The sequence below is a fragment of the Streptomyces sp. NPDC014882 genome, from assembly GCF_043081325.1.
Lineage (GTDB): Bacteria > Actinomycetota > Actinomycetes > Streptomycetales > Streptomycetaceae > Streptomyces.
On sequence record NZ_JBIBWL010000003.1, the window covers coordinates 256,388 to 281,077 of the forward strand.

The window sequence follows — 24,690 nt, forward strand, 5'->3', positions numbered from 1 at the left end:
GATTGATGCCGGGTTCCGGATCCTCACCGGGCAACAGCCGGAACACGGTGGACAGGTATCCCTCACGAGTGCCCGACGCCTGCGGACGGCGGCGGAGACCGCAATCGCGGCTCCGAGGAGTACGACAGCATCGGTAGCCTGCGCCACCATGATGCGCGCTTGGATCCTGTCCACGCCGCTTGCGCTCTCGGCTCAGCCGCCGCGACCGGGGGTCCTGGCGTATGAGACGACGCCTTCCGCCCGGCGCCCTTGACCAGCCGTTCATTTATGAACGCTAGAACTCCTGGTCAAGATTTGTCCCCTCGGGGGCACGAAAACACCCGGATGTGAGATTGAACAAGATTTTAGGGTCTTTCTCTGTCCCGGTTGCAGGGCTCGACACCCACAGCTCGGCGTTCAAGGAGAAGGGCTCCGTCTTGGAGTCGGCCGTAATCTCCAACGTCTTGCTCTTGCTGTTGTTGGGGCCGTATTCGACGATCTTCCAGCCCTGCTCAGGGAGATTGTCCTTCAGGCGCTGAAATCCGCCCCTCAGTTCGTCCTCGGAGACGCCGTAAACGGACCATGGGTGAACAGTGCTGTACAGGCGCTCAGGATCTTCTTCGCAGGGTGCGATACCGGGTCCGGGCTCAGTCACCTTGCCTTCTTTGATGCCAATCATGTCGTAGATCTGACTGGAAACAGCTTTCGCTTTCTCCCGAGCCTCTTCCACGCCGAGCGTGGCACTCTTGGAGCTGGTGGATTCATCAGCTGCAGATGCGTTTTCACTGCGGTCCACTGTGCTCGAACATCCCGTTCCGGCGAGAGAAAGAACAGCGATCAAGAAGGCAGCACCAAGACGGTGCACTCGAAGGCGGCGATTGCGGTCGGGGGAAATCAATCGTCTTCCTCTACCTTGTCGTAGCGGCCGGCAACCACCGCTGCCTGGTTCTTTAGGCTTTGTGAGCTTTCATTCCAATAGTCACTGTGACCACCCGTGTCCACGTCCATGCGATGGGCGCCGAAGGCTTCGTCGGAGGGGATGACCTGAACGTACCCGGCATTGAAGGGGATTCCGTTCCAGGTCTCGACGTCCCATTTTTCACCGCCGAGGCGGGCCACCTTGCCACCAGCCGGCACAGGGTCGCTGGTCGCAGCCTCGGACCACACATGATCCTTACCCACATCGAGATCATTCGCATCGCCCACGAGCATGCCAGGACTGCCGGCCACGACGATGTCGTCCGCCGACATGCCCCCTTCCGCCATGGACGCGGCGCCAACCGTCGTGGAGCCATAGCTGTGGCCGATGACTGTCGTGTGGCTGGCGTCCGGACCGCCTTGAGCCGTCTCGAGTCCATCCAGGAATCTGTTGAGCTTCGGCGCTCCGTCATACGCCCAGTGGTCATCCATCGCCTCCGGCGCGATGTTCTGCGGGGCGTCGTAGCCGATCCAGGTAATCGTGGACACGGACTGGCCGGGATTCATTGCGTGGGCTTCTGCCCACACCCTGGCCATTCGCCCGATGTCCCCACCGGCTCCTTCAAGGCGTGATTTCGTTCCCGGCACATATACTGCCGTATGGTCCGCCGTGTCCGGGTTTCCGTTGGCGACGATCGCGTGTCCGTTGCCTTTGGCGTCGAAGCCAAGAAGATAAGCCGGAGGAAGCCCATCCCTTCCTGTGGCATCGAAACGACTCTGGATGGCGTTCATTCCCTTGAGGGTATTTTCCAGAGAAGCTTTTCTGCCACTGTATTTTTCGTCCCATTCCTGCCATTCATCATTCAAGCGCGGATAGCCACCGTGAGGGCCGTAGATGTAGCGCTCAGGCTCGGGAGGAATGGAATCAAGGTCCATCTGGTACTTCGCCTGCGTTTCCGCCAGAACCGTGCGGTTGGCATCGTCACGGACGTCGGCCGGCAGGCCGTCGAGCGCGCCGACGGCAGCCGGATGGAGGGTCAGGTAGGCCGTCTGCTGCTCTGCGGTAAGACTCTTCCACCAGTCGGCGTTGTCCTCCGGGCTGCCGCTCTTGGGTGGTTCTTTGACGCTTTCGAGATATTCTCCGGCACCCTTGAGGACACCGTCGGTGTCCTTCTTCACGTCCGCCCAGTCACGGTCGGAGACGGTCAGGTCGTCGTCGGCCTTCAGCGCCCGTAGCTTCGGAGCCCACTTCCCGTCGGCCTCCGTGGCCTCCTTGAGAGCGGTGGCGATCTGGTTGGCGTACTCCTGCGCCAGAAGGCGGTTGGGATTGGGATCGACGTTGCCCGCCTGGCGGCCGATCGCGGCAGCCGTCGGGTCCGTCAGACCGGACACCGTGCCGCCTTCGGGAAGTCTGCCGTCGGTCTCCTCCCCGCCCGATGGGTAACTGATCGACCCGTCGGCGTTCACAGTGAACTCCTCCGCCTGCGCGCCCGTGACCGCGATATCCAGCCTCTTCTTGGCTGCTTCCAGGTCGTACGAGAAGCCGTTGAGTGCCGTGCTGATCAGACCACACTCGACCTGGGTGTAGTGGAAGTTCTCGGCCGCTTCCTTGAGTTGGACCAGTGCCGCGTCGGCGGCCTCGCCCTTCAAGGACCCACGCATGGCCGCGGCGATCTGGTTTTCGATGCAGTCCTTGGCGGCGCCGGCCATGTCACTCGTTGTGCGGTACCCGTCCGCGGCATCCGCGAACTCGGACGGCTTGAGGGCCCTGAGCGTCGTGTAATCCATGGCGCCCGATCACCGACCTTCGGACTTACCGCCGACGGCGGAAGTGTCCTCGTACTGAACCTTCAGCCCAGCGATCTCAGCCTTGATCGCCTCATCGGTCTTCAGCTGGTCGCTGCCCACCTTCTCGAACAGCTCAGCCAGCTTGCCGCACCGCTTGCTCACATCCTGGAGATAGCGCTTCCAGGAGCCGTAAACCTCCAACTGAGCCGCAGCGGTGAGGCACTCGGAATCCTTACCGAGTCCTGTCTGACCGTCTGCCATACTCGCCAGCGCCTTGGTGATGGGCTCCCGCAGTCCCCCCACACTCGTCCCCGCTTTGCTCCACACCGACTTGTCGGATCGCATCCCGTCGGAACCGCCGCCGCTGCCCCACGGCCCCCCGCCACCAGCGCTGCCTCCCTGGTCGGCCGGCATTTGGTTGAGCTGCATCTGCGTGGTGTGCCGCTCGGCCGCCGCGGCCTTGAGCTGCTCCCACTCCTCCCACGCCATGCGTGGTGCCTCCCCGTGTCGTGCTGGTGCGCCGCCGAGCGGATCCGTGTCGGTCACCGCATCCTCCGATGACTGATACGCACCGTAACGCCGCTGCATCACATGGCCCATCCGTATCGGACACACGGCGTCTGAGTACGTGTACTCAGATCAGATCTCTCCTGGACCTTTGAGAGCGCCGCTGCCTCATGTGCTGGTAGGCGTATCGGGGAGCGGCTCCGCCACGGCCGCGCCGGAACCCTTCGTCAGCGGGCGTCCATCTCGGGCTCCGGGTGCGGGAGTTCGTCGAGGTCGAGGGTGAAGGTGCGGCCGTCGGCCAGGGGGATGGGGAGCTTGCCCGTGCCGTACTTGTGCGTGTGCGCCGCGATGTAGCCGGTGGCGGTCGGCTGGCTGTGGAGGACGACTTCCTGAGCGTAGGGGTCCACGACCAGGTAGGCGGGGATGCCGTACCGGCCGTACTTCGCGGTGCAGTCGTCGTAGTCCTTGCGCGCGGAGGAGGTCGAGACGACCTCGGAGATCAGCAGGACGTCCTCGAAGCTGTAGCGCTTGCCCTCCCGGCGGGCGTCCTCTCGGAGGATCGCCAGATCAGGGGCGGAGTTCTCGTCGGCGGGGAAGTCGATGTAGACGTCGGAAGTGACCTTCGCGTGGCGTCCGAGGGACACGATCGTGTCGTACTGCATCGACTTGATCGTGCTGGAGTGCTCGAAGCTCTGCGGAGTCATGATCACCTTTCCGTCGGCTCCGAACAGGACCGTGTATCCCTTGGGGAACTCGGTGTGCACGATTGCGTCGACGCTCATGAACGGCTCCTTCCCGTGTGGTCAGGATACGGCGGACAGTGCCACGTCACCGGGCCTGGTGATACGGCTGTGGGTTCGGTCCGGACAGGTCCTGGGGCCGACCTGTCTCCGTCGTTCCACGGGAGAACGTGTGCGCATGCAGGAAGGTCCCACGCTCAGCCCGCCGCGCGGAGTTCGTCCTCGGCGCGGCAGTCGCGGCAGCGGACGTGTCCCGGTGTGCGCATCGGCCGCTCGCAGCCGTCGCAGTCCACCCGGGGTACGACCGCCGGGCGTACGGGAGGCTCCGCGCCCCTGGCCGGCAGCGGCAGGGGCGTCTCCCCGAGCCGGTAGGCGAGGATGCCGACGGGGCGGGCCAGCAGCGGGGACGGGAGCCCGGCGGTGAGGTGGTCCGTGATGTGGGTGGGCAGCAGGCCCGCCGCGAGCCACCGGCCGACGGCAGGGGCGAGGCGGGCCACCTCCCGTTCGGACAGGATGAGGCGGGGGTCGACCCGGCGCAGGCCGGCGAGTACGGCGACGGCTCGGGGGTCGGCTTCGGCGAGCGGGGCCGGGGGGTCAAGCTCGGCGAGCAAGGCCGAGGGCTCGACCTCAGCGAGCGGGAGCGGGGTCGAGGGCTCGGCCTCGGCGAGCAAGGCCGGGGGATCAAACCCGGCGAGCGGGGCCTGGGGGTCGGGTTCGGCCGGTACGGGGGGCCGCGCGGTTTGCCGTACGGCCGCTGGTGCCGGCGGGGTCGCCGTCGCGGGCTTCCTCCGGGGCCGGGGTGGCCCGGGAGGCTCGGGGGGTCCGTCGGGATGCGGGGCGCCGCCGGGCACGTCGTAGAAGTACGTCCGGGTGCGGACCTGGCCGGAGGGTGTTCGCTCGCGGCGGCGTTCCAGGTGTCCGGCCGCCTCCAGTTCCCTGAGCGCCCGCGAAATGAGGATCTCCCCCTCGCTGAAGTGCTCGCACAGGGCGGCGATGCTCACGGGGGAGCCGTCGGGCAGGGAGGCGATGTAGGCCGCGACGCCGATCGTGACCGCGCTGCCGCGCCGCTGGGCGAGGGCGTTGGAGATCACCGTGAAGTCGGCCGTGAGGCGGGTGCGGACGTGGATCACGCCGGACGTCGGAGCTCCGGCGTCGGCGCGCAGGCGCGCGTTAGACTGCGAGTCAGCCATCGGGAAGCGGGTTTCTTCCTGATCGGTCAGGCCCTCGATCGGGATTGCCGTCCCGGCCGGGGGCCGTCGTCTGTGTGGGGTTGTGCGGCGAACGTAACCGCCCGTGTCCCGCCCCCGCAAGCCGGTCACCCGGACGGGTGACGCGGGCTTCGCGGCCGGGGAGGGTGGGTGGGTGGGCAGTTCTTTCCCCCGGTTCTTTCAGGAGGTCAGCGGCTCGCCGGGCCCTCGCGGACAAGGGCCCGGTGAGCCCGGGACGCGGACGGCGACCGGCTCCCGGCCGCCTCAGAGGCGGCGGTCCCCGGACTTCAACTCGCCTTTGAAGGACGTCCAGGCGGCGGTCGCGAAGCACACCGCCGGACCCTGCGGGACCTTGCTGTCACGGACCGGGACGACGGCTCCCCGGAACCCGTCGGCCACCTCCACGCAGTCGCCGCCCGCCTGATTGCTGTAGCTGCTCCTGCGCAACGCGGCGCCGTTCAGATCGGGACGGGAGACGTCCGCGCCGACCGGCACCCATCACGTGACCTGTGAACTCACCCTGCACGACGGCCGGGTCCTGCGTACCCGCATCCCGCACCCGGTCGACCGCACCGCGTACGGCACGGCGATGTGGCGGCACATCCTGCGGGACCAACTGGACGTGACCGAGGACGAGTTCTGGGCCTGCGCGCAGCGGGGCGAGCTGCCCGACCGGGGCGCTCCCCAGCCGCCGCGCGAGGCGCTCCCCGCCGATCTGGTGCACCTGCTCATCCACCGGGTGGGCGTCGGCGAGGACGTCGTGGCGGGGATGACCCGGGACGAGGCGGTGGCGAGGCTCCAGAAGCACTGGACGGGCGGGAGCTGAGCCGCGCCCGGCGAGGCACCCGTCGTCCACAGCCTGTGGGCGACCGGACCGAGGCCCCGCACGGCGAGAGCCCGGCCCTGGCGCGCGGCCCTGATGGGTCGCGGCCCTGGCCGGGCTCTCGTTCGCCTGGGGCGTGCGACGGGCGCCGTTCGCCGGGGGCGGTCGGCTACTCGTCGCCGGACTTGTCGTCGTCCTCGGGCTTGTCCGCCTCGTCGACCGAGGACTCCAGGCCCAGCTGCTCCACGAGCCACCTGTCGAACTCGATGGAGGCGCGCACCCAGCTCACCGTCGAGGAGACGAAGAACTCGAGGTTGACGCCGGCGCCGATCAGCATCTGCGTCTCGCCGATGAGGCGGACGGTGCCGTCGTCGTGGGTGTGCGTGTAGACCTTGGGCCACAGGGTGCGGCGGTTCCAGTCGTCGATGGCCTCCAGGATCTGGGGCTTCTCGTCGATCTGGTGCGGACGGTCGAAGAACGTGCGCACCGAGTAGACCGCCTGGTCGCCCTCGCCGCGGAACATGAAGTACGTGCGGAATTCCTCCCACGGCGCCGCGAGGTCTCCCTCGTCGTCGACGACGTACTTCAGCTCCATCTGGTCGAGGAGCTGCTTCACGAGGTCCTGATCCGGAACGACGGGGCCCGCCGGTCCCTGGGGCTGCGGCTCGGGCTGGCCCCCGAAGTTCGGAATCGAGGACGGGTCGATGGTCACCGTGATTTTCCCTTCGTACGGATCTGGCCATCCTCCCCCATGCGGGGCGGGGGGTGGCAACCCCCGCCCCGAGGGTTCACCTCCGGTTGGCGGAATTCCGCTCAGGGCGTGCGTCCGGTCGGCCCCGGACGCCGGTCAGAGGGTCTTTCCGGTCGGCGCGGGGCCCACGATCAGGCCGTCCCCGAAGGCGTCGACCCGGACCGTGTCGCCGTCCTTGACCTCGCCCGCGAGGATCTCCTTGGCGAGGCGGTCGCCGATGGCGGTCTGGACGAGGCGGCGCAGCGGCCGGGCGCCGTACGCCGGGTCGTTGCCCTCGTCGGCGAGCCAGGCGAGGGCCTCCTCGGTGACCTCCAGGGTGAGCCGGCGCTCGGCCAGCCGCTTGGCGAGCCGGTCGATCTGGAGCCGCGCGATCCGGGCCAGCTCCTCCTTGCTCAGCGCCGAGAAGACGACCAGGTCGTCGAGCCGGTTGAGGAACTCCGGCTTGAAGGACGCCCGGACCACCTCCAGGACCTGCTCCTTCTTCTCGGCCTCGGTGGAGAGCGGGTCGACCAGGTACTGGCTGCCCAGGTTGGACGTCAGCACCAGGATGGTGTTGCGGAAGTCGACCGTGCGGCCCTGTCCGTCGGTGAGGCGCCCGTCGTCGAGGACCTGGAGCAGGATGTCGAAGACCTCCGGGTGCGCCTTCTCCACCTCGTCCAGCAGCACCACGCTGTACGGCCGGCGCCGCACGGCCTCGGTGAGCTGGCCGCCCTCCTCGTAGCCGACGTAGCCGGGCGGGGCGCCGACGAGCCGGGCCACGCTGTGCTTCTCGCCGTACTCCGACATGTCGATGCGGATCATGGCCCGCTCGTCGTCGAAGAGGAAGTCGGCGAGGGCCTTGGCCAGCTCGGTCTTGCCGACGCCGGTCGGACCGAGGAAGAGGAAGGAGCCGGTCGGGCGGTCGGGGTCGGCGATGCCGGCCCGCGAGCGGCGTACGGCGTCGGACACGGCCCGGACGGCCTCGCCCTGGCCGATGAGCCGCTTGCCCAGCTCGTCCTCCATGCGCAGCAGCTTCTGCGTCTCGCCCTCCAGGAGGCGGCCGGCCGGGATGCCGGTCCAGGAGGCGACGACGTCGGCGATGTCGTCGGAGCCGACCTCCTCCTTGACCATGGTGTCCTTGGCGGCCTCCTCCTCGGCCTCGGACGCGGCCTCCAGGTCGCGCTCCAGGGTCGGGATCTCGCCGTACAGCAGCTTGCTGGCGGTGTCGAAGTCGCCGTCGCGTTGCGCCCGCTCGGCCTGGCCGCGCAGGTCGTCGAGCCGCTCCTTCAGCTCGCCGACCCGGTTGAGGGACTGCTTCTCCTTCTCCCAGCGGGCGGTGAGGCCGCGCAGCTCCTCCTCCTTGTCGGCGAGGTCGCGGCGCAGCTTCTCCAGGCGCTCGCGGGAGGCGGGGTCGGTCTCCTTGTCGAGGGCGAGCTCCTCCATCTTCAGGCGGTCGACGGCGCGCTGGAGCTCGTCGATCTCGACGGGGGACGAGTCGATCTCCATGCGCAGCCGGGAGGCCGCTTCGTCGACGAGGTCGATGGCCTTGTCGGGCAGGAAGCGGGAGGTGATGTACCGGTCGGACAGGGTGGCCGCGGCGACCAGCGCGCTGTCGGCGATCTGGACCTTGTGGTGGGCCTCGTACCGGCCCTTGAGGCCGCGCAGGATGGCGATGGTGTCCTCGACGGACGGTTCGGCGACGAGGACCTGCTGGAATCGCCGCTCCAGCGCCGCGTCCTTCTCGATCCGCTCGCGGTACTCGTCCAGGGTCGTCGCGCCGACCATGCGCAGCTCACCGCGGGCGAGCATCGGCTTGAGCATGTTGCCCGCGTCCATCGCCGAGTCGCCGCCCGCGCCGGCGCCCACGACGGTGTGCAGCTCGTCGATGAAGGTGATGATCTGCCCGTCGGAGTCCTTGATCTCGGCGAGGACGGTCTTCAGCCGCTCCTCGAACTCGCCGCGGTACTTGGCCCCGGCGACCATGGCCCCGAGGTCGAGCGAGACGAGCCGCTTGTTGCGGAGGGACTCGGGCACGTCCCCCTTCACGATCCGCTGGGCGAGCCCCTCGACGACGGCGGTCTTGCCGACGCCGGGCTCGCCGATGAGGACCGGGTTGTTCTTCGTGCGGCGGGACAGTACCTGGACGACCCGCCGGATCTCGGTGTCCCGGCCGATGACCGGGTCGAGCCGGCCCTCGCGGGCGGCGGCGGTGAAGTCGGTGCCGAACTTCTCCAGCGCCTTGTACGACCCCTCGGGGTCGGCGTTGGTCACCCGGCGTCCGCCGCGGGCCTTGCGGAAGGCCTCCAGCAGCTTCTTCGCGGTGGCGCCCTGCCGGTCGAGCACCTCGCCGGCCCGGCCGCCCTTCGCGGCGGTCCCGATGAGCAGATGCTCGGTGGAGAGGTACTCGTCGCCGAGTTCCCGCGCGCGTTCCTGGGCGTCGGCGATCACGGCGAGCAGTTCGCGGTTGGGCTGCGGGGGCGCGACGGTGGACCCGGCCACGCTGGGCAGCGAGCCGAGCACCTGCTCGGCGCCCGTGCGCACGGCGGCCTGGTCGGCGCCGACGGCGGCGAGCAGGTCGACGATGTTCTCGTTCTCCTGCCCCTGGAGCAGCGCGAGGAGCAGGTGTGCCGGGGTGAGGTCGGGGTGTCCTGCGGACAGGGCCTTGTTGCCGGCGGTCTGGATGGCTTCTCGGCTCCGGTTGGTCAGCTCTGCGTCCACGGTCGCTGTCTCCTCCTTGCGTGTCAGCCGTCGTCACTGACTCTGTCAGCGTACATAAACTTGAGTCTATTCCACTCAAGGTTGTGTCCGGGAGTCTCCCGGGGGTTAGGTTCCAGCCATGGCCGCATACCCCCAGGACCCGGGCGCCCCCGACGCGCCGTACCTCGACTTCTGGCGTGAAAAACACCTGTGCACCCTGACCACACCACGCCCGGACGGCTCTCCGCACGTCGTCCCGGTCGGAGTGACGTACGACCCCGGGAACCGGCTCGCCCGGGTGATCGCGGACCGGGCGAGCACGAAGGTGCGCAACGTCCTGGCGGCCGGCGCGGAGGGCGCCCGGGTCGCGGTGTGCCAGGTGGAGGGCCGGCGCTGGGCCACGCTGGAGGGCCGGGCCCTCGTCCGCGCCGAGCCGGACCGGGTCGCGGAGGCGGAACGCCGTTACGCGGAGCGCTACGGCCGGAGCCCGCGCCCCAATCCCACGCGCGTGGTGATCGAGATCGAGCTGACCCGGGCGATGGGCCGAGGCTGAGGGCAGGAGGGGCTGGGGGGCAGGACCGAGGGGGCGACGGGCGCGGCGGGCCCGGGACGAGGCGCGGTGCGCCGGGCACGGCAGGCCGGGGACGAGGCACGATGCGCCAAGCACGGCGGGCCGGGGGCCCGGAGCGTCGGGCGGGAGACGGGCCGCGACGCGCCGGGCACGGCGGGCCGGGGCAGGCGCCACGGGCCGGAGGGCCGGGGCACGGTACGCCGAGCGGGCGACGGGCCCGCCGACGCGGCCCGGTGCCGGCCGGCGGATGACGTGAACCACACCGGCGGCTTCCGGCCACCTCGCCGCGGTCCGATAACCGGAAATATCCCCGCGAACGACAGCGGCGTCACCGTGTTCAGGTCACGGTGACGCCGCTGCGGGGGGAAGTACCTGCGCGATCTGTTACGACGGGGGAATCGCGTCAGGCACTGCGGGGGGTGGCTGAGATGGTCCTGGGCACGGCCGGGCTCGCCGACTCCGCCAGGTGGTGGTCCCGCTGGTCCAGGTTGACGAAGATCATTCCGTACCGGATGGCGCACCGTACGGGCTGGGGGGCTCCTCGGGGCCGTCGCAGGCACCGGTACGCGCGTACGTCGTCGTCCTCGTCCCGGGTCACGACGACCGGCTCCCCGAACACCGTCACCATCAACGAGTCACCACTGTGGGGGATGGCGGTGACCAGGTCGATGAAGTGCCAGCCGGAGCGGTAGGCCGTGGCCATCTCGCGTCGGAAGGAGCGGTCGTCAGGAGGAGTCGTCATCTGCCCGTCAGCCCCAACTGCTGTCGTCCGCGCCGGTCGGCGTCACGATGCCCCAGCTGCTGTCGCCGGCGACGGCGGTGCTCGGCTGCTTCACACCCCAACTGCTGTCCGCCAGGGCGTCGCTCTCCGCACCCGCGAGGCCACTCAGCACTCCGAAGGCCACGGCGGCAGAGAAGGCGGCGACAAGAACCGAGCGAAGCTTTCTCTTGCCCATAGTCGGCTTCGTCCTCACTTGATGGTCACCTCTTCCCCCGTCGAGTAAGACGATGGCTCATTCGGGCACGTCGTGGCCACACGATCGGTGCATCATGTTCCTGCATGTTCAGGACCCTGGGGGGTGGAAATTTGGCAACTATCGGGACTAAAGGGACACATCCCCATGCGGTGACCGAATTGTGTGAGGCCGGCGCCCGGTTGTACGCGCAGGCCCTCCGGGCCGGGCGCATCACCCGCGCGGACGTGGAACCCGCTCCGTGCCTGAGGGAGTTCGCCCTCCTGCACCCGGACCCCGACGACGCCGACTGGCTGCGGCCCGTACCACCGGCGGTCGCCCTGGCCCAGCGCCTGAACCCCATCGAACGCGAGATCAGCGAGCACCGGCGGGCGTCGATCGAGATCGCCGACGCCTTCGAACCCTTCATGGCGCTGAGCGCGCAGTCCACCGCCTCCACGCACTCCATCACGGTCCTGGAGGGCTTCGACCGGATCAACGCCGCCCTCGACCTCGCCACCGCACAGTGCCGGTCCGAGATGCTCACCGTCCAGCCCGGCCAGCGGCGGCTGGAACACACCCTCGAACAGGCCCTCGACCGCGACAAGCCGCTGACCGACCGCGGGGTGCGCATCCGGACCCTGTACCAGCACACGGCCCGGCACAGCCCCGAGACGCTGGCCTACGTGGCCCAGTTCACCGACGGCAAGGTGGAGTACCGCACCATCGACGAGCTCGTCGAACGCCTCATCATCTGCGACGAGACCGTGGCCTTCATCCCCACCCGCGACGACCGGCAGGTCGCGCTCGAACTGCGCCACCCCGGCCTCGTCCGCTACCTGGTCAAGGTCTTCGAGTTCATGTGGAGCCGCGCCGTGCCCCTGAGCGCGGGCGCCCCCTACGAACCGGCGCCGGACGGCATCACCGACATCCAGCACTCCATCGCCAAGCTCCTGGTGGAGGGCCACGTCGACGAGGCGATCGCCCGCCGGCTCGGCATGAACGTCCGCACCTGCCGCGCGCACATCGCCAAGCTCGCCTCGACGCTGGGCAGCGGCAGCCGCGCCCAACTCGGCTACCTCCTCGCGCAGTCCGGGATCCTCAAGCAGGAGGACGGCGCGCAGTGAACCCGGTGGACACGCCGCCGCACCCGGAGCACGGCGTGGAGGAGCTGTGCGCCGCGGGCCTGGAGCTGTACGCGCGGGCCCTGCGGGACGGACACGTCACCGGCAAGGACGCCGAGGAGGAGGCCCCCTGCCTGCTCGGCTTCGGCCTGCTGCACCCGGACCCCTGCGAACCCCGGGTCCTGAGACCCGTCGCCCCGGCCACCGCACTGCACCGGTTCCTGCGCGCCTCGGCGGCCCGCGTCGCCGAGGAACGACGGCGCGAGACCCTGCTGCTGGCGGAGTTCGAGCCACTGACGCGGATCGACGGGCGGTGCACCGCGGACGCGGAGGCGTCGGCCCTGCGCATCCTGAGCGGCACGGAGCAGATCAACCAGGCCATCACCGACGCCATGGGCGAGGCGTCCCGGGAAGTCCTGTGCATCCAGCCCAGCAGCCACTGCACGGGCGCCCGCGACGAGGCGGCCCAGGCCGTCGCCATGCGCCGCGACCAGGCGCTCCTCGACCGCGGCGGCCGTATCCGCACCCTGTACCAGCACACGCAGCGGTACCGGCCCCTCGTGCTGTCCCGCTACGAGCAGCTGCGGGGCGACGCGCAGGCCCGCACCCTCGACGAGATCACCGACCGGCTCCTCCTGATCGACCGGACGGTGGCGTTCATCCCCGCCAACGCCGACCGCAGCCTCGCCCTCGAGATCCGCCACCCCGCGCTGCTCTCCTTCCTGGTCACGGTCTTCGACCGGCTGTGGCGCCTGGCCACCCCCATGTATCCCGAGACGGTCACCCGGCCCAGCCGCAACGGCGTCACCCCGCGCCAGCGCGCCATCGCGGCCCTCCTCGTCGAGGGCCACACCGACTCCGTCATCGCCGACCGCCTCGGCATGAACGTCCGTACGGCCCGGGTGCACATCGCCAAGCTCGCCGTCACCCTCGGCAGCGAGAGCCGCGCCCAGCTCGGCTACCTCATCGGGCGCTCGGGGATCCTCGACCCGGAGGGCTGAGCGGGGTCCGCGGCGCGCGGCACGTCGAGGCCGACCTGGGCGATGCGCACGCCCAACTGGGTACGGCTGACCGCCCCGAGCGTCTCCGAGAGGCGGGCGATGTGCGCGCGGCAGGTGCGCACGCTGATGCCGAGGCGCTCGGCGATCACCGCGTCCTGGTGCCCCTCCGCCAGCAGTGCGGCGATGGACTGCTCCCGGTGCGAGACGCCCTCCACACGGGTGTCGGGCAGCGCGGCGGTCAGCGGGACCGCCAGCCGCCACAGCCGGTCGAAGACCGTGCCCAGGTAGGCGACCAGGGCCGGGTGGCGCAGCTCCAGCGCCATCGTGCGGTCGGCGTTGGCGGGGATGTACGCGACCGTGCGGTCGAACAGGATCAGCCGGTCGACGACCTCGTCGAGGGTGCGGGCCTCGACCGCGTCGCCCATCAGCTCCAGGTAGTTGAGCAGGCCCTGGCCGTGCCGGGCGACGTGGTTGTAGAGGTCGCGCATCCGCACGCCCCGCCCGCGCAGGGCGAGCGCCCGGTGCAGCCCCTCCGACAGTTCGTGCTCGCGCCGGATGCCGCCGGGCTGCACCGTCAGCACCTCGGTGGTGCACGCCTCCGTCGCCTCGTCGAGGGCCGCCTGGATGCGGGAGGCGCCGTCCAGGACGCGGATCGCCGCGCCCTCCCCGGCCGGGCCGCCCGGCGTGGGCCCGCCGAGCCCGGCGTACCACTCGAAGGCGGCGACCGCCGAGCCCATCCGCAGCCGACTGGCGCTCACCTCGTCGTAGAGTCCGCGCAGCAGTCGGGTCATGACCTCCTGCGGGGAGGTCGGGACCAGCCAGTCCATGTCGTCGGGGTCGGGGTGCAGCAGGGCGAGGTCCAGCAGACAGGGCACCGGCTCGGCGTCCCGGCGCGGCACCCGGCCCCGCCGTACGGCCCGGGAGTACACGCGGTCCCCGGCCTCGCACAGTCGGTCAGCACCGTGAGGATGCTCCTCCGCCCCGTGCCCGGCCATCGGCCATCCCACCCCCGCCGTCCGCGTGTCGCGCGTCGTTCGTGTTTTCGGCGTTTCCCGCGTTTCCCGCGTTGTCCGCGTTTTCCGCAGCGCAACTATGCGCGGCCCCGGACCGGCTCCGCAACACGGCTCCTCCCCGCGATCCTTTTGAATTCCGCCCATTTACGCGGGTTCCTCCCGGCCTCCGCCCCTCGCTTTGCAACAAGCTGATGCTCCCCGCGGACGTCCGGCGGGAACCCGTGCACGTCTTCGCACGCCCGTGCGCCCCGCAACCCACCGGGGGCCGACCGCGTCGCACCCCGCCCCTGATACCCCCTCACGGCGGCTCCACCGCGCGCACGCGTGCGGTCGGCGCCGGCGGGCGGGGCGCGCCGTCCGCACGTCCGGGAACCGGCGTGCGGCGCGGCCGCGGACCCGTCGCGCCGCACCCGGCCCGCCGAACGGGGTCAACGGCGGCAACGGAACGCCCGGACGGCCCGCGCGGAGGGCGGTACCCGGGGCACGAGGGAGGCGTTCGCGGGGAGGGGCGGAAGGAGCCGGGGGGACGGGGGGGAAGCGAGGGGCGGGGAGGGACGGGAAGCGGGGAGGGGTGGGGAAGGCCGCTCCGCCCGGACACGGCCCGGCGTCGCGCGCGGGCAGCCGCCAGGCCGCCCCGGGCCACGCCGGGCTCCCGGGGCCGCCCGAGGGCCCGGTACGGGTCCTGCGGGGGGCTGGGGGCCGGGACCGGGACCCGCCCGCCGTCCCGACCCGGCTCGCGCCGGTCAGTTCAGCTTGAGGGCCTGGCAGGCGGCCGCGTACTTGGCGGTGCAGATGTCGGACGGCTTGTAGATGCCGTCCGCGATGACGGTCTCCTTGATGTTCTTCTTCGTCAGCGCCACCACGGTGACCAGCTGGGCCGGGATCTCCTTGTCGGTGGGGCTGTCGATCTTGTCGCGGGTCAGGGCGTCGAACTCGATGTCGCGGCCCTGGACCTTGGCGACGGCCATCTCCGCGGCCGCCTCCGCCATCTGCGGGTAGGGCTTGTACACGCTCATGTACTGCTCACCGCTGATGATCCGCTGCACCGCGGGCAGCTCAGCGTCCTGGCCGGTGATCGGCGGCAGTTCCTCGACGCCCGCGGCGCGCAGGGCCTCGATGATGCCGCCGGCCATGGCGTCGTTGGCGGAGTAGACGGCCGCGATGTTGCCCTTGCCGATCTTCTCGATCGCCTCGGCCATGTTGGACCGGGCGATCTTCGGGCTCCAGTCCTTGGTGTCGTAGGACTCGGAGATCGTCACCCGGCCGCTCAGCTCCGACATGGCGCCGTCCTTGAACTGCTTGGCGTTCGGGTCGGTCGGCGAACCGTTCATCATGACGATCTTGTCGGCGGTGCTGGGCGTGTTGATCGCCTCGACCAGGGTGCGGCCCTGCACCTGGCCGACCAGCTCGTTGTCGAAGGAGACGTACGCGTCGATCGGGCCCTCGGCCAGCCGGTCGTAGGCGATGACCGGGATGCCGGCGTCCTTGGCCTTCTTCACGGTGTCCGCGATGGCGCGCGAGTCGACGGCGTCGAGCAGGATGACGTCGATCTCCTCGTCGATCATCCGCTCCATCTGGGAGATCTGCGTCTCGCTCTTCGAGTCCGCGTTGGCGTACTCCGTCTTGCCCTTGTTGTTGGTGAGGTCGGCGACCTTCGCCTTGATGATGGGGTAGTCGAACTCCTCGTAACGGGTGTTCGTCTTCTCCGGCATCAGCACGCCGATGGTGATGTCGTTGCTCTTCGTCGGTGTCGCTTCGCCGCTGTCCTCCGTCGCGCTCAGCATCCCGCATCCCGCGAGTGAGAGGGACATCGTGGAGGCAGCCACGGCTATGGCGATACGACGCATTCGAGGGCTCACTTCAGGTGCGTTCCGGACATGGGTGCGACATGTTGTCCCAGGTGGCTCAAAAGCCAACGCGGCGGCGACCATCGGCGTCAAGCCGTACTACTTAACGAAGTGACAACATCACACTCCGCTTAGCGCGTGAAGACACATGGAGACGGGGCGGAAACCCTCCAAAACCCCTTTACGGACCCTCCACGCGACACGAGTTCACACATTCGCCAACAACCGCACAGCCCTCTCCGGCCTTCACGGACCGTCATCACGGCGGACCGCCCGACCGCCCCCGCCCGAACAGAGGGCCGCACGAAGTCGGCCAGCTCCGGAGCCGGTGCGGGCCGACCCCGGTGCCGGCTCCGGGGCCCGCGCGTCCGGCAGCCCGGCACCGCACCTCGCACGTCCGGCGCCCCGGCCCCGCGCGGGGCGGCGGGGCGGCGGGGCGGCGGCCGCCCGGCCGGGAGAACACGAAGCGAACACGAAGGGCCCGGAGCACCTGAAGGCCCGGAGCAGGAGCACGCGAAGGGCCCGGAGCACGCGAAGCCCGAAGAACCCGAAGGGGCCCGGAGGCATCGGCCTCCGGGCCCCTTCGGGCGTGCTGTCGCGTCGTCAGTCCTGGGACTGCTGTCGCTTCGGCCGCCACACGACCAGGGCGCTGGTCTGCTGGACCTCCTGGTAGGGCACCAGGTCGCGCCGGTAGGAGGCGTGGACGGCCGCCTCGCGCTGTCGCATGGTCGCCGCCGCGCCGTCGAGGGCCGACTCCAGCTCCGCGATGCGGGACTGGAGGGCCACGACCTGGTTCTCCAGCTCGATGATCCGCTTGATGCCCGCCAGGTTGATGCCCTCGTCCTGGGACAACTGCTGTACCGTGCGCAGCAGTTCGATGTCGCGGGCCGAGTAGCGGCGGCCCCGGCCGGCGGTGCGGTCCGGGGACACCAGCCCCAGGCGGTCGTACTGGCGCAGGGTCTGCGGGTGCAGGCCGGAGAGCTGAGCCGCCACCGAGATGACGTAGACCGGGGTCTCCTGGGTCAGTTCATACGGATTGCGCCGACGGCCGTCCATCACTCTCAAGCTCCCTTCGCTGCCTCGAACAGCTCCGCCCGCGGATCCTCACCCGCGGTCGCCTCGCGATACGCCTCCAGTGCGTCCCGAGCATTCCCCGGGAGGTCCTTCGGAACACTCACCTCGACGGTGACCAGCAGATCGCCGCGGGTGCCGTCCTTGCGGACCGCGCCCTTGCCGCGCGCCCGCATGGTGCGTCCGTTGGGCGTGCCGGGGGGCAGCTTCAGCGTGAGCGACGGGCCGCCCAGCGTGGGCACCCTGATCTCACCGCCGAGGGCGGCCTCCGCGAACGTCACCGGCACGGTCACCGTGAGGTTGTCGTCCTTGCGGCCGAAGACCGGGTGCGCGTCGACGTGGACGAGCACGTACAGATCGCCGGCCGGGCCGCCGCGCTCACCGGGCGCCCCCTTGCCGCGCAGCCGGATGCGCTGCCCGTCGGTGACGGCCGCCGGGATGCGGACCTGCATGGTGCGGGAGGACTTGGCGCGGCCGCTGCCCTTGCAGTCCGGGCAGGGGTGCTCGGCGATCAGGCCGCGGCCCTTGCAGTCCGGGCAGGGGTCGGTCAGCGAGAACCCGCCGCCCGAGCCCCGCGCCACCTGGCCGGTGCCGACGCAGGTCGGGCACACGCGCGGCGTGCCGTTCTTGTCGCCGGTGCCGGAGCAGGCCTTGCAGGGGGACTGCGAGGACATGCGCAGCGGGACCGTCGCGCCCTCGATGGCCTCCGTGAAGGTCAGGGTGACCTCGGTGTCGATGTCCTGGCCGCGCCGGGGCTGGGTCCGGGTGGTGCCCGTGCCGCCGCCGCGGTTGAACAGGCCCCCGAAGACGTCACCGAGTCCGCCGCCGAAGCCGCCGGCTCCACCGCCGGCGCCGCCCTGGGCGCCCCCGAAGAGGTCGCCCAGGTCGAAGTTGAAGGAGCCGCCGCCCGCGCCCGGCCCCGGGCGGAAGCCGCCGTTGCCGAAGAGGGCGCGTGCCTCGTCGTACTCCTTGCGCTTCTTGGGGTCGCCGAGGATGTCGTTCGCCTCGGAGATCTCCTTGAAGCGCTCCTCGGCCTTGGCGTTGCCCTTGTTGGCGTCCGGGTGGAACTCGCGGGCGAGCTTCCGGTACGCCTTCTTGATCTCGGCCTCGGTGGCGTCCTTGGGGACGCCGAGGACCTTGTAGTAGTCCTTCTCGATGAAGTCCTTGGTGCTCATCCCCGACGTCCCTCCTTCCTCGTCCGCTCGTCAAGCTCAGCCCTCGTCCGGGCCACCGCTCTCCTTGTCGTCGCCGGCCTCCGCCTCGTCGCCCTTGGCGGCCTGCGCGCCGGGCTGGGGCTCGGCGACAGCCACCCGCGCGGGGCGGATGGTGCGTTCGCCGATCCGGTACCCGGGCTGGAGGATCGCCACGCACGTCGTCTCGGTGACGTCCGGGGCGTAACTGTGCATCAGGGCCTCGTGGATCGTCGGGTCGAAGGGCTCGCCCTCCTTGCCGAACTGCTGGAGGCCCATCTTCGCCGCCACGGTCTCCAGCGACTCGGCGACGGACTTGAACCCGCCGACGAGCTCTCCGTGTTCCCGCGCGCGGCCGATGTCGTCGAGCACGGGCAGGAGTTCGGTCAGGAGGTTCGCGACGGCGATCTCCTTGACCGCGATCCGGTCCCGCTCGACCCGGCGGCGGTAGTTCTGGAACTCGGCCTGGAGCCGCTGGAGGTCCGCCGTGCGCTCGTCGAGCGCCTTGCGGGCCTGGTCCAGCTGGGCCACCAGTGCCACGGTCTGGTTCTCGTCCCCGGCCGGGGCCGGCTCCTCCGCCGCGGCGGAGGAGTCGGCCTGCGGCTCGGCGTCTTCAGGGGTGGCGCCGGAGGGGACGTCGGGCTTCTCCTCGAAGCCCGGGGTCTCCTCCGTCACGCGGCACCGTCCTTGCGCTCGTCGTCGACGATCTCGGCGTCCACCACGTCGTCGTCGGCGGCCTTGGCGCCGGCGCCCGGAGCCTCGCCGCCGGCGGCCTGAGCGGCCTGGGCGTCGGCGTACATGGCCTGGCCCAGCTTCTGGGAGACGGCCGCGACCTTCTCGGTGGCGGTGCGGATCTCGGCGGTGTCCTCGCCCTTGAGGGCTTCCTTCAGCTCGCCGATCGCGCCCTCGACCTCGGTCTTGATCTCGCCCGGGACCTTGTCCTCGTTGTCCTTGAGGAACTTCTCCGTCTGGTAGACGAGCTGCTCGCCCTGGTTGCGGGCCTCGGCGGCCTCGCGGCGGCGGTGGTCCTCGTCCGCGTACTGCTCGGCCTCCTGGCGCATGCGGTCGACCTCGTCCTTCGGCAGCGAGGAGCCGCCGGTGACGGTCATCTTCTGCTCCTTGCCGGTGCCGAGGTCCTTCGCCGTGACGTGCATGATGCCGTTGGCGTCGATGTCGAAGGAGACCTCGATCTGCGGGACACCGCGCGGGGCCGGCGGCAGACCGGTCAGCTCGAACATCCCGAGCTTCTTGTTGTACGCCGCGATCTCGCGCTCGCCCTGGTAGACCTGGATCTGCACGGAGGGCTGGTTGTCCTCGGCGGTGGTGAAGATCTCGGACCGCTTGGTCGGGATCGTCGTGTTCCGCTCGATGAGCTTCGTCATGATGCCGCCCTTGGTCTCGATGCCGAGGGACAGCGGGGTGACGTCGAGGAGCAGGACGTCCTTGACCTCGCCCTTGAGGACACCGGCCTGGAGCGAGGCGCCGATGGCGACGACCTCGTCCGGGTTCACACCCTTGTTGGCGTCCTTGCCGCCGGTCAGTTCCTTGACCAGCTCGGCGACGGCGGGCATGCGCGTGGAGCCACCGACGAGAACGACGTGGTCGATCTCGGAGAGGGCGATGCCGGCGTCCTTGATGACGTTGTGGAACGGCGTCTTGCAGCGCTCCAGCAGGTCGGCGGTCAGCTGCTGGAACTGGGCGCGCGTGAGCTTCTCGTCCAGGTGCAGCGGGCCCTCGGCGGAGGCCGTGATGTACGGCAGGTTGATCGAGGTCTCGGTGGACGAGGACAGCTCGATCTTGGCCTTCTCCGCGGCCTCACGGAGGCGCTGGAGGGCCATCTTGTCCTTGGCGAGGTCCACGCCGTGACCGGACTTGAACTGCTGGACCAGGTAGTCGACGACGCGCTGGTCCCAGTCGTCGCCACCGAGGTGGTTGTCGCCGTTGGTGGCCTTCACCTCGACGACGCCGTCACCGATCTCCAGGAGGGACACGTCGAAGGTGCCGCCGCCGAGGTCGAAGACGAGGATCGTCTGGTCGTCCTTGTCGAGGCCGTACGCGAGCGCTGCCGCGGTGGGCTCGTTGACGATGCGCAGGACGTTGAGGCCGGCGATCTCGCCGGCTTCCTTCGTCGCCTGGCGCTCGGAGTCGTTGAAGTAGGCCGGGACGGTGATGACCGCGTCGGCCACCTTCTCGCCCAGGTAGGCCTCGGCGTCCCGCTTCAGCTTCTGCAGGATGAACGCGCTCATCTGCTGCGGGTTGAAGTTCTTCCCGTCGAGCTCGATCGTCCAGTCCGTGCCCATGTGACGCTTCACGGAGCGGATGGTCCGGTCCACGTTCGTGACCGCCTGGCGCTTGGCCACCTCGCCGACCAGCACCTCGCCGTTCTTGGCGAAGGCGACGACGGACGGCGTGGTCCTGGCACCCTCGGCGTTGGTGATGACGGTGGGCTCGCCGCCCTCCAGAACGCTGACGACGGAGTTGGTTGTGCCCAGGTCGATGCCGACCGCACGTGCCATGGTGATCTTCCTCCAGCTGACTTGAGTGGAACAGGCTCAAGTGTGCACGACGCTCACCGCTGGGTCAACAGACATGAGTCAACGGGACTCAACTCTTATCCGTTCCTTACGCGCAACGAGCCGCCGACCTGCGATGACGCGCTACGACGAGGCGCCCGCAGGGGTGATTCCGCCGACTCCCGAGGGGGCTGGACCAGCGACACGGACGAACGCCCGGGGCGGTGGCGGTGGTGCGGGGGGAGCCCCTGGCGCGCCCGGACGCCCCGCCCCGCGCGCGTCTCGGGACCGCCGCACCCCTGCCCCGGCACGCGCGCGCGTACGCGCCACAGCACGAGGACGACGACGGGCACGCCGCCCGCCACCCAGAGCACGGCCGACGTGCCCAGCACCCCGGTGTGCACCAGCGTCCCCACCAGGACCCCGGGCAGGGCGGCCGCGGCGACGGCCACCGTCGCCCCCGCCGGGGTGAGGCCGAGCCGGCGGAACCGGTGGGCGAGGTGGTCGGGGCCGCGGCGCAGCAGCGGGCGTCCGGCCGTGCGCCGGGCCAGCACGACCAGGGCGACGTCGGCCACGGCGACCGCGGTGAGCGCGAACAGCACCCCCGCGCCGGTGGCCGCGTCCTGCCCCGCGCGCGTGGTGACGGCCGCCGCGGCGAGCAGGAAGCCGGTGAACAGGGCGCCGCAGCCGCCGAGCGCCACGCGCGCGGGCGGCCAGTTGTGCAGGAGGAAGCCGGTCAGCGCGGCGGCGAGCACGCTCAGCAGCACCGCCAGACCGTCCATCACCTCGGCCGCGGCACAGGCGGCCACCCCGAAGGCGGTGACGGCCCCGGCGGTGCCGCCCACCCCGTCGGCGTGGTCGAGCGCCCGGAAGGCGAGGGCGACACCGGCGATCCAGCCGACGGCGGCGACTCCGGCGGGCACACCGGTGTCGGCGTACGGGACGACGAACGCCGCCGCCACGGCCGTACCGACGAGGAGGAACCGGGTCTTCAGCCGCCAGGCGTCCGCCACCAGCCCGAGGACGGCGACACCCGCCCCGGCGGCGAGCAGCGTGCCCGTCCCCTCGCCGAGCGGCGCGAGGCCGGTGCGGTCGCCGGCGACGGCGACCCCGCAGGTGGCGAGCACGACGGCCACGCCCCCGGACAGCGGCACGCGTCGCTGCCGCTGCCGCCGGTCGAGCAGCCCGAGCCGCAGGGCGGGGACGCGCAGCAGCGCGGCGAGGACGGCGGCGAGGAGCAGGGCGGTGGCGGCGGCGACGATCCCGTAGAGCACGGCTATAAATTAGTCATAAATGTATCTATTTGGTACGAATAACACGGTCGAATTTCCCCCCGCCCCTCCGTCCCCCCACGTCGGCCCAATGCCGGCCCGATGTCGGCGCCGCACCGCTCCCGCGCCGCTTCCGTACCGCCCCCACCTCATCCCCGCCCCGCTCCCGGACCGCCCCTGAGGCGACCCTCAGCGATCCAGATCACCCCGTGCCCGGCTACAGTGCGGCGGAAGATAGGGGTAGTCTCAGACGGACTGCATAAGTTACCGCTTAGTAATGTCGGCGCCGCCGACGAGATCCCGCAAACCTCGCAGGCCCGAGGAGCCCCCATGCAACTCGCCGCGATCATCGTGTCGCTGGCCCTGACCGTGGTCGGCGTCGCCCTGCTCGCCCGCGCCATCGGCCAGTTCGTCCGGTACTTCAAGCTGGGCCAGCCGGTCCCGGCCGGCACCCGGACCGACAACCCCTACCAGCGCAGCGTGACACTCGTACGCGAGTTCCTCGGCCACACGCGCATGAACCGCTGGGGCATCGTCGGCGTCGCCCACTGGTTCGTGGCCGTCGGCTTCCTGACGCTGCCGCCCACCCTGGCGCAGGCGTTCGGCCAGCTCTTCCAGGCCGACTGGACGCTGCCCCTGATCGGCACGTTCCTGCCGTTCGAGATGTACATCGAGTTCATCGGCGTGATGACGATCCTGGGCATCGCCGTGCTCATCGTGATCCGCCTGCTGAGCCTGCCGTCGCGGCCCGGCCGCAAGTCCCGCTTCGCGGGCTCCAAGTCCGGTCAGGCGTACTTCGTCGAGTACGTCATCCTCACCATCGGCCTCGCCATCTACGTGCTGCGCGGCCTCGAGGGCGCGCTCCACCACGTCGAGCACTACGAGGCCGGCTACTTCGCGTCGTACCCCCTGGTCCTCGCCTTCAAGGGCCTGTCGGTCGGCGCGCTGCAGAACCTCGTCTACCTCACCGCGATGATCAAGATCGGGACGTCCTTCGTCTGGATGATCGTCGTCTCACTGAACACCAACATGGGTGTCGCCTGGCACCGCTTCCTCGCCTTCCCCAACATCTGGTTCAAGCGCGAGGCCACCGGCGGCACCGCCCTCGGCGCCCTCCAGCCGATGACCTCCGGCGGCAGGCCGATCGACTTCACCGACCCCGGCGACGACGACGTCTTCGGCGTCTCCCAGGTCGAGCAGTTCTCCTGGAAGGGCCTGCTGGACTTCTCCACCTGCACCGAGTGCGGTCGCTGCCAGTCGCAGTGCCCCGCCTGGAACACCGGCAAGCCGCTCTCCCCGAAGCTGCTGATCATGTCGCTGCGGGACCACGCGCACGCCAAGGCCCCCTACCTGCTCGCGGGTGGCGGCAAGAGCATGGAGGGCGAGGAGAAGGCGTCCGAGGAGCAGCTCAAGGACGTCCCCGCCGCCGCGCTGGCCGAGGCCGAGCGCCCCCTCATCGGCACCGCCGAGGAGAACGGCGTCATCGACCCGGACGTCCTGTGGTCCTGCACCACCTGCGGCGCCTGCGTCGAGCAGTGCCCGGTCGACATCGAGCACGTCGACCACATCGTCGACATGCGCCGCTACCAGGTCATGATCGAGTCCTCGTTCCCGTCCGAGGCGGGCACGATGCTCAAGAACCTGGAGAAGAAGGGCAACCCCTGGGGCCTGGCCAAGAAGCAGCGCCTGGAGTGGACGAAGGAAGTCGACTTCGAGGTGCCGGTCGTCGGCAAGGACATCGAGGACCTCTCCGAGGTCGAGTACCTGTACTGGGTCGGCTGCGCCGGCGCCCTCGAGGACCGCGCCAAGAAGACCACCAAGGCCTTCGCGGAGCTGCTCCACATCGCGGGCGTCAAGTTCGCGATCATGGGCGGCGACGAGAAGTGCACCGGTGACTCCGCCCGCCGCCTCGGCAACGAGCCCCTGTTCCAGGAGCTCGGCATGGAGAACGTCATGGCGCTGAACACGGCGTTCGGCGAGGAGACGGACGACGAGGGCAAGGTCGTCCCCGAGACCGCCAGGCCGAAGTCCGCCAAGAAGATCGTCGCCACCTGCCCGCACTGCCTGAACACCCTCGGCAACGAGTACCCGCAGCTCGGCGGCGACTACGAGGTCATCCACCACACCCAGCTGCTCCAGCACCTCGTCGACGAGGGCAAGCTGATCCCGGTGACCCCGGTCGACGGCCTCATCACCTACCACGACCCGTGCTACCTGGGCCGCCACAACAAGATCTACTCGCCGCCGCGGGAGATCATGACCGCGGTGCCCGGACTGCGCCAGCAGGAGATGCACCGCCACAAGGAACGCGGCTTCTGCTGCGGCGCCGGCGGCGCGCGGATGTGGATGGAGGAGCGGATCGGCAAGCGCATCAACAACGAGCGCGTCGACGAGGCCCTGTCCCTGAACCCCGACATCGTCTCCACCGCCTGCCCGTTCTGCCTCGTCATGCTCACGGACTCCGTGAACGGCAAGAAGAACGAGGGCAAGGCCAAGGAGTCCGTCCAGGTCGTGGACGTCGCCCAGCTCCTCCTCGACTCCGTCAAGACCCCGGTCGACGACGAACCCCCCGCGGGCTCGGCCGAGTCGGAGAACGAGCCGGAGCCCCAGCCGGTGAAGTGACCGCCGGCGACCGCACGTCGCGACGCCCCCCGTCCCTGGTGGACGGGGGGCGTCGTCGTTCGTACGGGGGGCTGTGCCGAGGGCCCCGGCCGCCGGTGCCCGCGGCCGTGCCGAGGGTGCCGGT

Annotated in this window: 22 protein-coding genes; 5 read left to right on the forward strand and 17 right to left on the reverse strand. The window is 70.2% G+C overall.

All coding sequences use genetic code 11. The features are described from left to right. Positions 1-274 precede the first annotated feature (274 nt). The 6 genes from ACF09K_RS09145 to ACF09K_RS09170 form a co-directional block, all read right to left on the reverse strand. A complete protein-coding gene (locus ACF09K_RS09145; protein ID WP_392241855.1) occupies positions 275-877 on the reverse strand; it encodes a hypothetical protein in 603 nt (200 codons plus the stop codon). Beyond that, complete coding sequence (locus ACF09K_RS09150) at positions 874-2,685, reverse strand: alpha/beta hydrolase (RefSeq protein ID WP_392241857.1); 1,812 nt, start codon at positions 2,683-2,685, stop codon at positions 874-876. The genes ACF09K_RS09145 and ACF09K_RS09150 overlap by 4 nt, the downstream gene beginning before the upstream one ends. Positions 2,686-2,694: 9 nt before the next feature. Then, positions 2,695-3,174 (reverse strand): hypothetical protein, encoded by a 480-nt coding sequence (locus ACF09K_RS09155; RefSeq protein ID WP_392241858.1) that lies wholly within the window; start codon positions 3,172-3,174, stop codon positions 2,695-2,697. Positions 3,175-3,419: 245 nt separating this feature from the next. Beyond that, on the reverse strand, positions 3,420-3,974 hold the full coding sequence (locus ACF09K_RS09160) for a Uma2 family endonuclease (protein WP_392241860.1): 555 nt from the start codon (positions 3,972-3,974) through the stop codon (positions 3,420-3,422). 155 nt (positions 3,975-4,129) lie between these two features. Next, positions 4,130-5,122: a hypothetical protein gene (locus ACF09K_RS09165; RefSeq protein ID WP_392241861.1), complete on the reverse strand. Its 993-nt coding sequence runs from the start codon at positions 5,120-5,122 to the stop codon at positions 4,130-4,132. Between the two features lie 282 nt (positions 5,123-5,404). Then, positions 5,405-5,635 (reverse strand): DUF397 domain-containing protein, encoded by a 231-nt coding sequence (locus tag ACF09K_RS09170; RefSeq protein WP_392241863.1) that lies wholly within the window; start codon positions 5,633-5,635, stop codon positions 5,405-5,407. Between the two features lie 7 nt (positions 5,636-5,642). Between ACF09K_RS09170 and ACF09K_RS09175 the strand changes: the two genes are divergently transcribed. Continuing rightward, positions 5,643-5,966: a cytotoxic translational repressor of toxin-antitoxin stability system gene (locus ACF09K_RS09175; protein WP_392241865.1), complete on the forward strand. Its 324-nt coding sequence runs from the start codon at positions 5,643-5,645 to the stop codon at positions 5,964-5,966. Between the two features lie 166 nt (positions 5,967-6,132). On the opposite strand, the gene ACF09K_RS09180 is transcribed toward ACF09K_RS09175, so the two are convergent. Both ACF09K_RS09180 and clpB read right to left on the reverse strand, forming a co-directional pair. Next, positions 6,133-6,675, reverse strand: coding sequence for a YbjN domain-containing protein (locus tag ACF09K_RS09180; RefSeq protein ID WP_392241867.1), 543 nt, complete (start codon positions 6,673-6,675; stop codon positions 6,133-6,135). 135 nt (positions 6,676-6,810) lie between these two features. Further along, positions 6,811-9,411 carry an ATP-dependent chaperone ClpB gene (gene clpB / locus ACF09K_RS09185; RefSeq protein WP_392241869.1) on the reverse strand — a complete coding sequence of 867 codons (2,601 nt, stop codon included), beginning with the start codon at positions 9,409-9,411 and terminating at the stop codon, positions 6,811-6,813. Positions 9,412-9,529: 118 nt separating this feature from the next. Between clpB and ACF09K_RS09190 the strand changes: the two genes are divergently transcribed. Beyond that, a complete protein-coding gene (locus ACF09K_RS09190) occupies positions 9,530-9,943 on the forward strand; it encodes a pyridoxamine 5'-phosphate oxidase family protein (RefSeq protein ID WP_392241870.1) in 414 nt (137 codons plus the stop codon). A gap of 421 nt (positions 9,944-10,364) precedes the next feature. On the opposite strand, the gene ACF09K_RS09195 is transcribed toward ACF09K_RS09190, so the two are convergent. Next, positions 10,365-10,703: a hypothetical protein gene (locus tag ACF09K_RS09195; protein WP_392241872.1), complete on the reverse strand. Its 339-nt coding sequence runs from the start codon at positions 10,701-10,703 to the stop codon at positions 10,365-10,367. A 7-nt stretch (positions 10,704-10,710) separates the two neighbouring features. Continuing rightward, on the reverse strand, positions 10,711-10,866 hold the full coding sequence (locus ACF09K_RS09200; RefSeq protein WP_392241874.1) for a hypothetical protein: 156 nt from the start codon (positions 10,864-10,866) through the stop codon (positions 10,711-10,713). Positions 10,867-11,021: 155 nt separating this feature from the next. On the opposite strand from ACF09K_RS09200, the gene ACF09K_RS09205 reads away from it, so the two are divergent. Together ACF09K_RS09205 and ACF09K_RS09210 are read left to right on the forward strand one after the other, a co-directional pair. Further along, positions 11,022-12,041: a helix-turn-helix transcriptional regulator gene (locus tag ACF09K_RS09205; protein WP_392241876.1), complete on the forward strand. Its 1,020-nt coding sequence runs from the start codon at positions 11,022-11,024 to the stop codon at positions 12,039-12,041. Between the two features lie 5 nt (positions 12,042-12,046). Further along, the gene (locus tag ACF09K_RS09210; RefSeq protein ID WP_392242425.1) at positions 12,047-13,039 is read left to right on the forward strand and encodes a helix-turn-helix transcriptional regulator; all 993 of its coding nucleotides are present in this window, start codon (positions 12,047-12,049) and stop codon (positions 13,037-13,039) included. Here ACF09K_RS09210 and ACF09K_RS09215 read toward each other — a convergent pair. The 7 genes from ACF09K_RS09215 to ACF09K_RS09245 all read right to left on the reverse strand — a co-directional run bounded on the left by ACF09K_RS09215 (position 12,997) and on the right by ACF09K_RS09245 (position 21,947). Then, complete coding sequence (locus ACF09K_RS09215; protein ID WP_392241878.1) at positions 12,997-13,968, reverse strand: LuxR C-terminal-related transcriptional regulator; 972 nt, start codon at positions 13,966-13,968, stop codon at positions 12,997-12,999. The genes ACF09K_RS09210 and ACF09K_RS09215 overlap by 43 nt on opposite strands. A gap of 827 nt (positions 13,969-14,795) precedes the next feature. Further along, on the reverse strand, positions 14,796-15,899 hold the full coding sequence (locus ACF09K_RS09220) for a sugar ABC transporter substrate-binding protein (protein ID WP_392241880.1): 1,104 nt from the start codon (positions 15,897-15,899) through the stop codon (positions 14,796-14,798). Positions 15,900-16,502: 603 nt separating this feature from the next. Further along, on the reverse strand, positions 16,503-16,955 hold the full coding sequence (locus ACF09K_RS09225; protein WP_392241882.1) for a heat shock protein transcriptional repressor HspR: 453 nt from the start codon (positions 16,953-16,955) through the stop codon (positions 16,503-16,505). 5 nt (positions 16,956-16,960) lie between these two features. Further along, complete coding sequence (gene dnaJ / locus ACF09K_RS09230; RefSeq protein WP_392241884.1) at positions 16,961-18,145, reverse strand: molecular chaperone DnaJ; 1,185 nt, start codon at positions 18,143-18,145, stop codon at positions 16,961-16,963. A 36-nt stretch (positions 18,146-18,181) separates the two neighbouring features. After that, positions 18,182-18,835, reverse strand: a complete 654-nt coding sequence (grpE, locus tag ACF09K_RS09235; RefSeq protein WP_392241885.1) for a nucleotide exchange factor GrpE — start codon at positions 18,833-18,835, stop codon at positions 18,182-18,184. Then, positions 18,832-20,676 carry a molecular chaperone DnaK gene (gene dnaK, locus ACF09K_RS09240; protein WP_392241887.1) on the reverse strand — a complete coding sequence of 615 codons (1,845 nt, stop codon included), beginning with the start codon at positions 20,674-20,676 and terminating at the stop codon, positions 18,832-18,834. The genes grpE and dnaK overlap by 4 nt, the downstream gene beginning before the upstream one ends. A gap of 95 nt (positions 20,677-20,771) precedes the next feature. After that, positions 20,772-21,947, reverse strand: coding sequence for an MraY family glycosyltransferase (locus tag ACF09K_RS09245; RefSeq protein WP_392241888.1), 1,176 nt, complete (start codon positions 21,945-21,947; stop codon positions 20,772-20,774). A 327-nt stretch (positions 21,948-22,274) separates the two neighbouring features. Here ACF09K_RS09245 and ACF09K_RS09250 point away from each other — a divergent pair, with 327 nt between their 5' ends. Next, the gene (locus ACF09K_RS09250; RefSeq protein WP_392241890.1) at positions 22,275-24,566 is read left to right on the forward strand and encodes a heterodisulfide reductase-related iron-sulfur binding cluster; all 2,292 of its coding nucleotides are present in this window, start codon (positions 22,275-22,277) and stop codon (positions 24,564-24,566) included. Positions 24,567-24,690 lie beyond the last annotated feature (124 nt).

Excerpts from the sequence above, each read along its gene's own strand:
- ACF09K_RS09160 (WP_392241860.1), bottom strand. The coding sequence starts at position 3,974 with ATGAGCGTCGACGCAATCGTGCACACCGAGTTCCCCAAGGGATACACG.
- dnaJ (WP_392241884.1), bottom strand. The coding sequence starts at position 18,145 with ATGAGCACCAAGGACTTCATCGAGAAGGACTACTACAAGGTCCTCGGC.
- ACF09K_RS09155 (WP_392241858.1), bottom strand. The coding sequence starts at position 3,174 with ATGGCGTGGGAGGAGTGGGAGCAGCTCAAGGCCGCGGCGGCCGAGCGG.
- ACF09K_RS09150 (WP_392241857.1), bottom strand. The coding sequence starts at position 2,685 with ATGGATTACACGACGCTCAGGGCCCTCAAGCCGTCCGAGTTCGCGGAT.
- ACF09K_RS09225 (WP_392241882.1), bottom strand. The coding sequence starts at position 16,955 with ATGGACGGCCGTCGGCGCAATCCGTATGAACTGACCCAGGAGACCCCG.
- ACF09K_RS09220 (WP_392241880.1), bottom strand. The coding sequence starts at position 15,899 with ATGCGTCGTATCGCCATAGCCGTGGCTGCCTCCACGATGTCCCTCTCA.
- ACF09K_RS09190 (WP_392241870.1), top strand. The coding sequence starts at position 9,530 with ATGGCCGCATACCCCCAGGACCCGGGCGCCCCCGACGCGCCGTACCTC.
- ACF09K_RS09195 (WP_392241872.1), bottom strand. The coding sequence starts at position 10,703 with ATGACGACTCCTCCTGACGACCGCTCCTTCCGACGCGAGATGGCCACG.
- ACF09K_RS09250 (WP_392241890.1), top strand. The coding sequence starts at position 22,275 with ATGCAACTCGCCGCGATCATCGTGTCGCTGGCCCTGACCGTGGTCGGC.
- dnaK (WP_392241887.1), bottom strand. The coding sequence starts at position 20,676 with ATGGCACGTGCGGTCGGCATCGACCTGGGCACAACCAACTCCGTCGTC.
- ACF09K_RS09165 (WP_392241861.1), bottom strand. The coding sequence starts at position 5,122 with ATGGCTGACTCGCAGTCTAACGCGCGCCTGCGCGCCGACGCCGGAGCT.
- ACF09K_RS09205 (WP_392241876.1), top strand. The coding sequence starts at position 11,022 with ATGTTCAGGACCCTGGGGGGTGGAAATTTGGCAACTATCGGGACTAAA.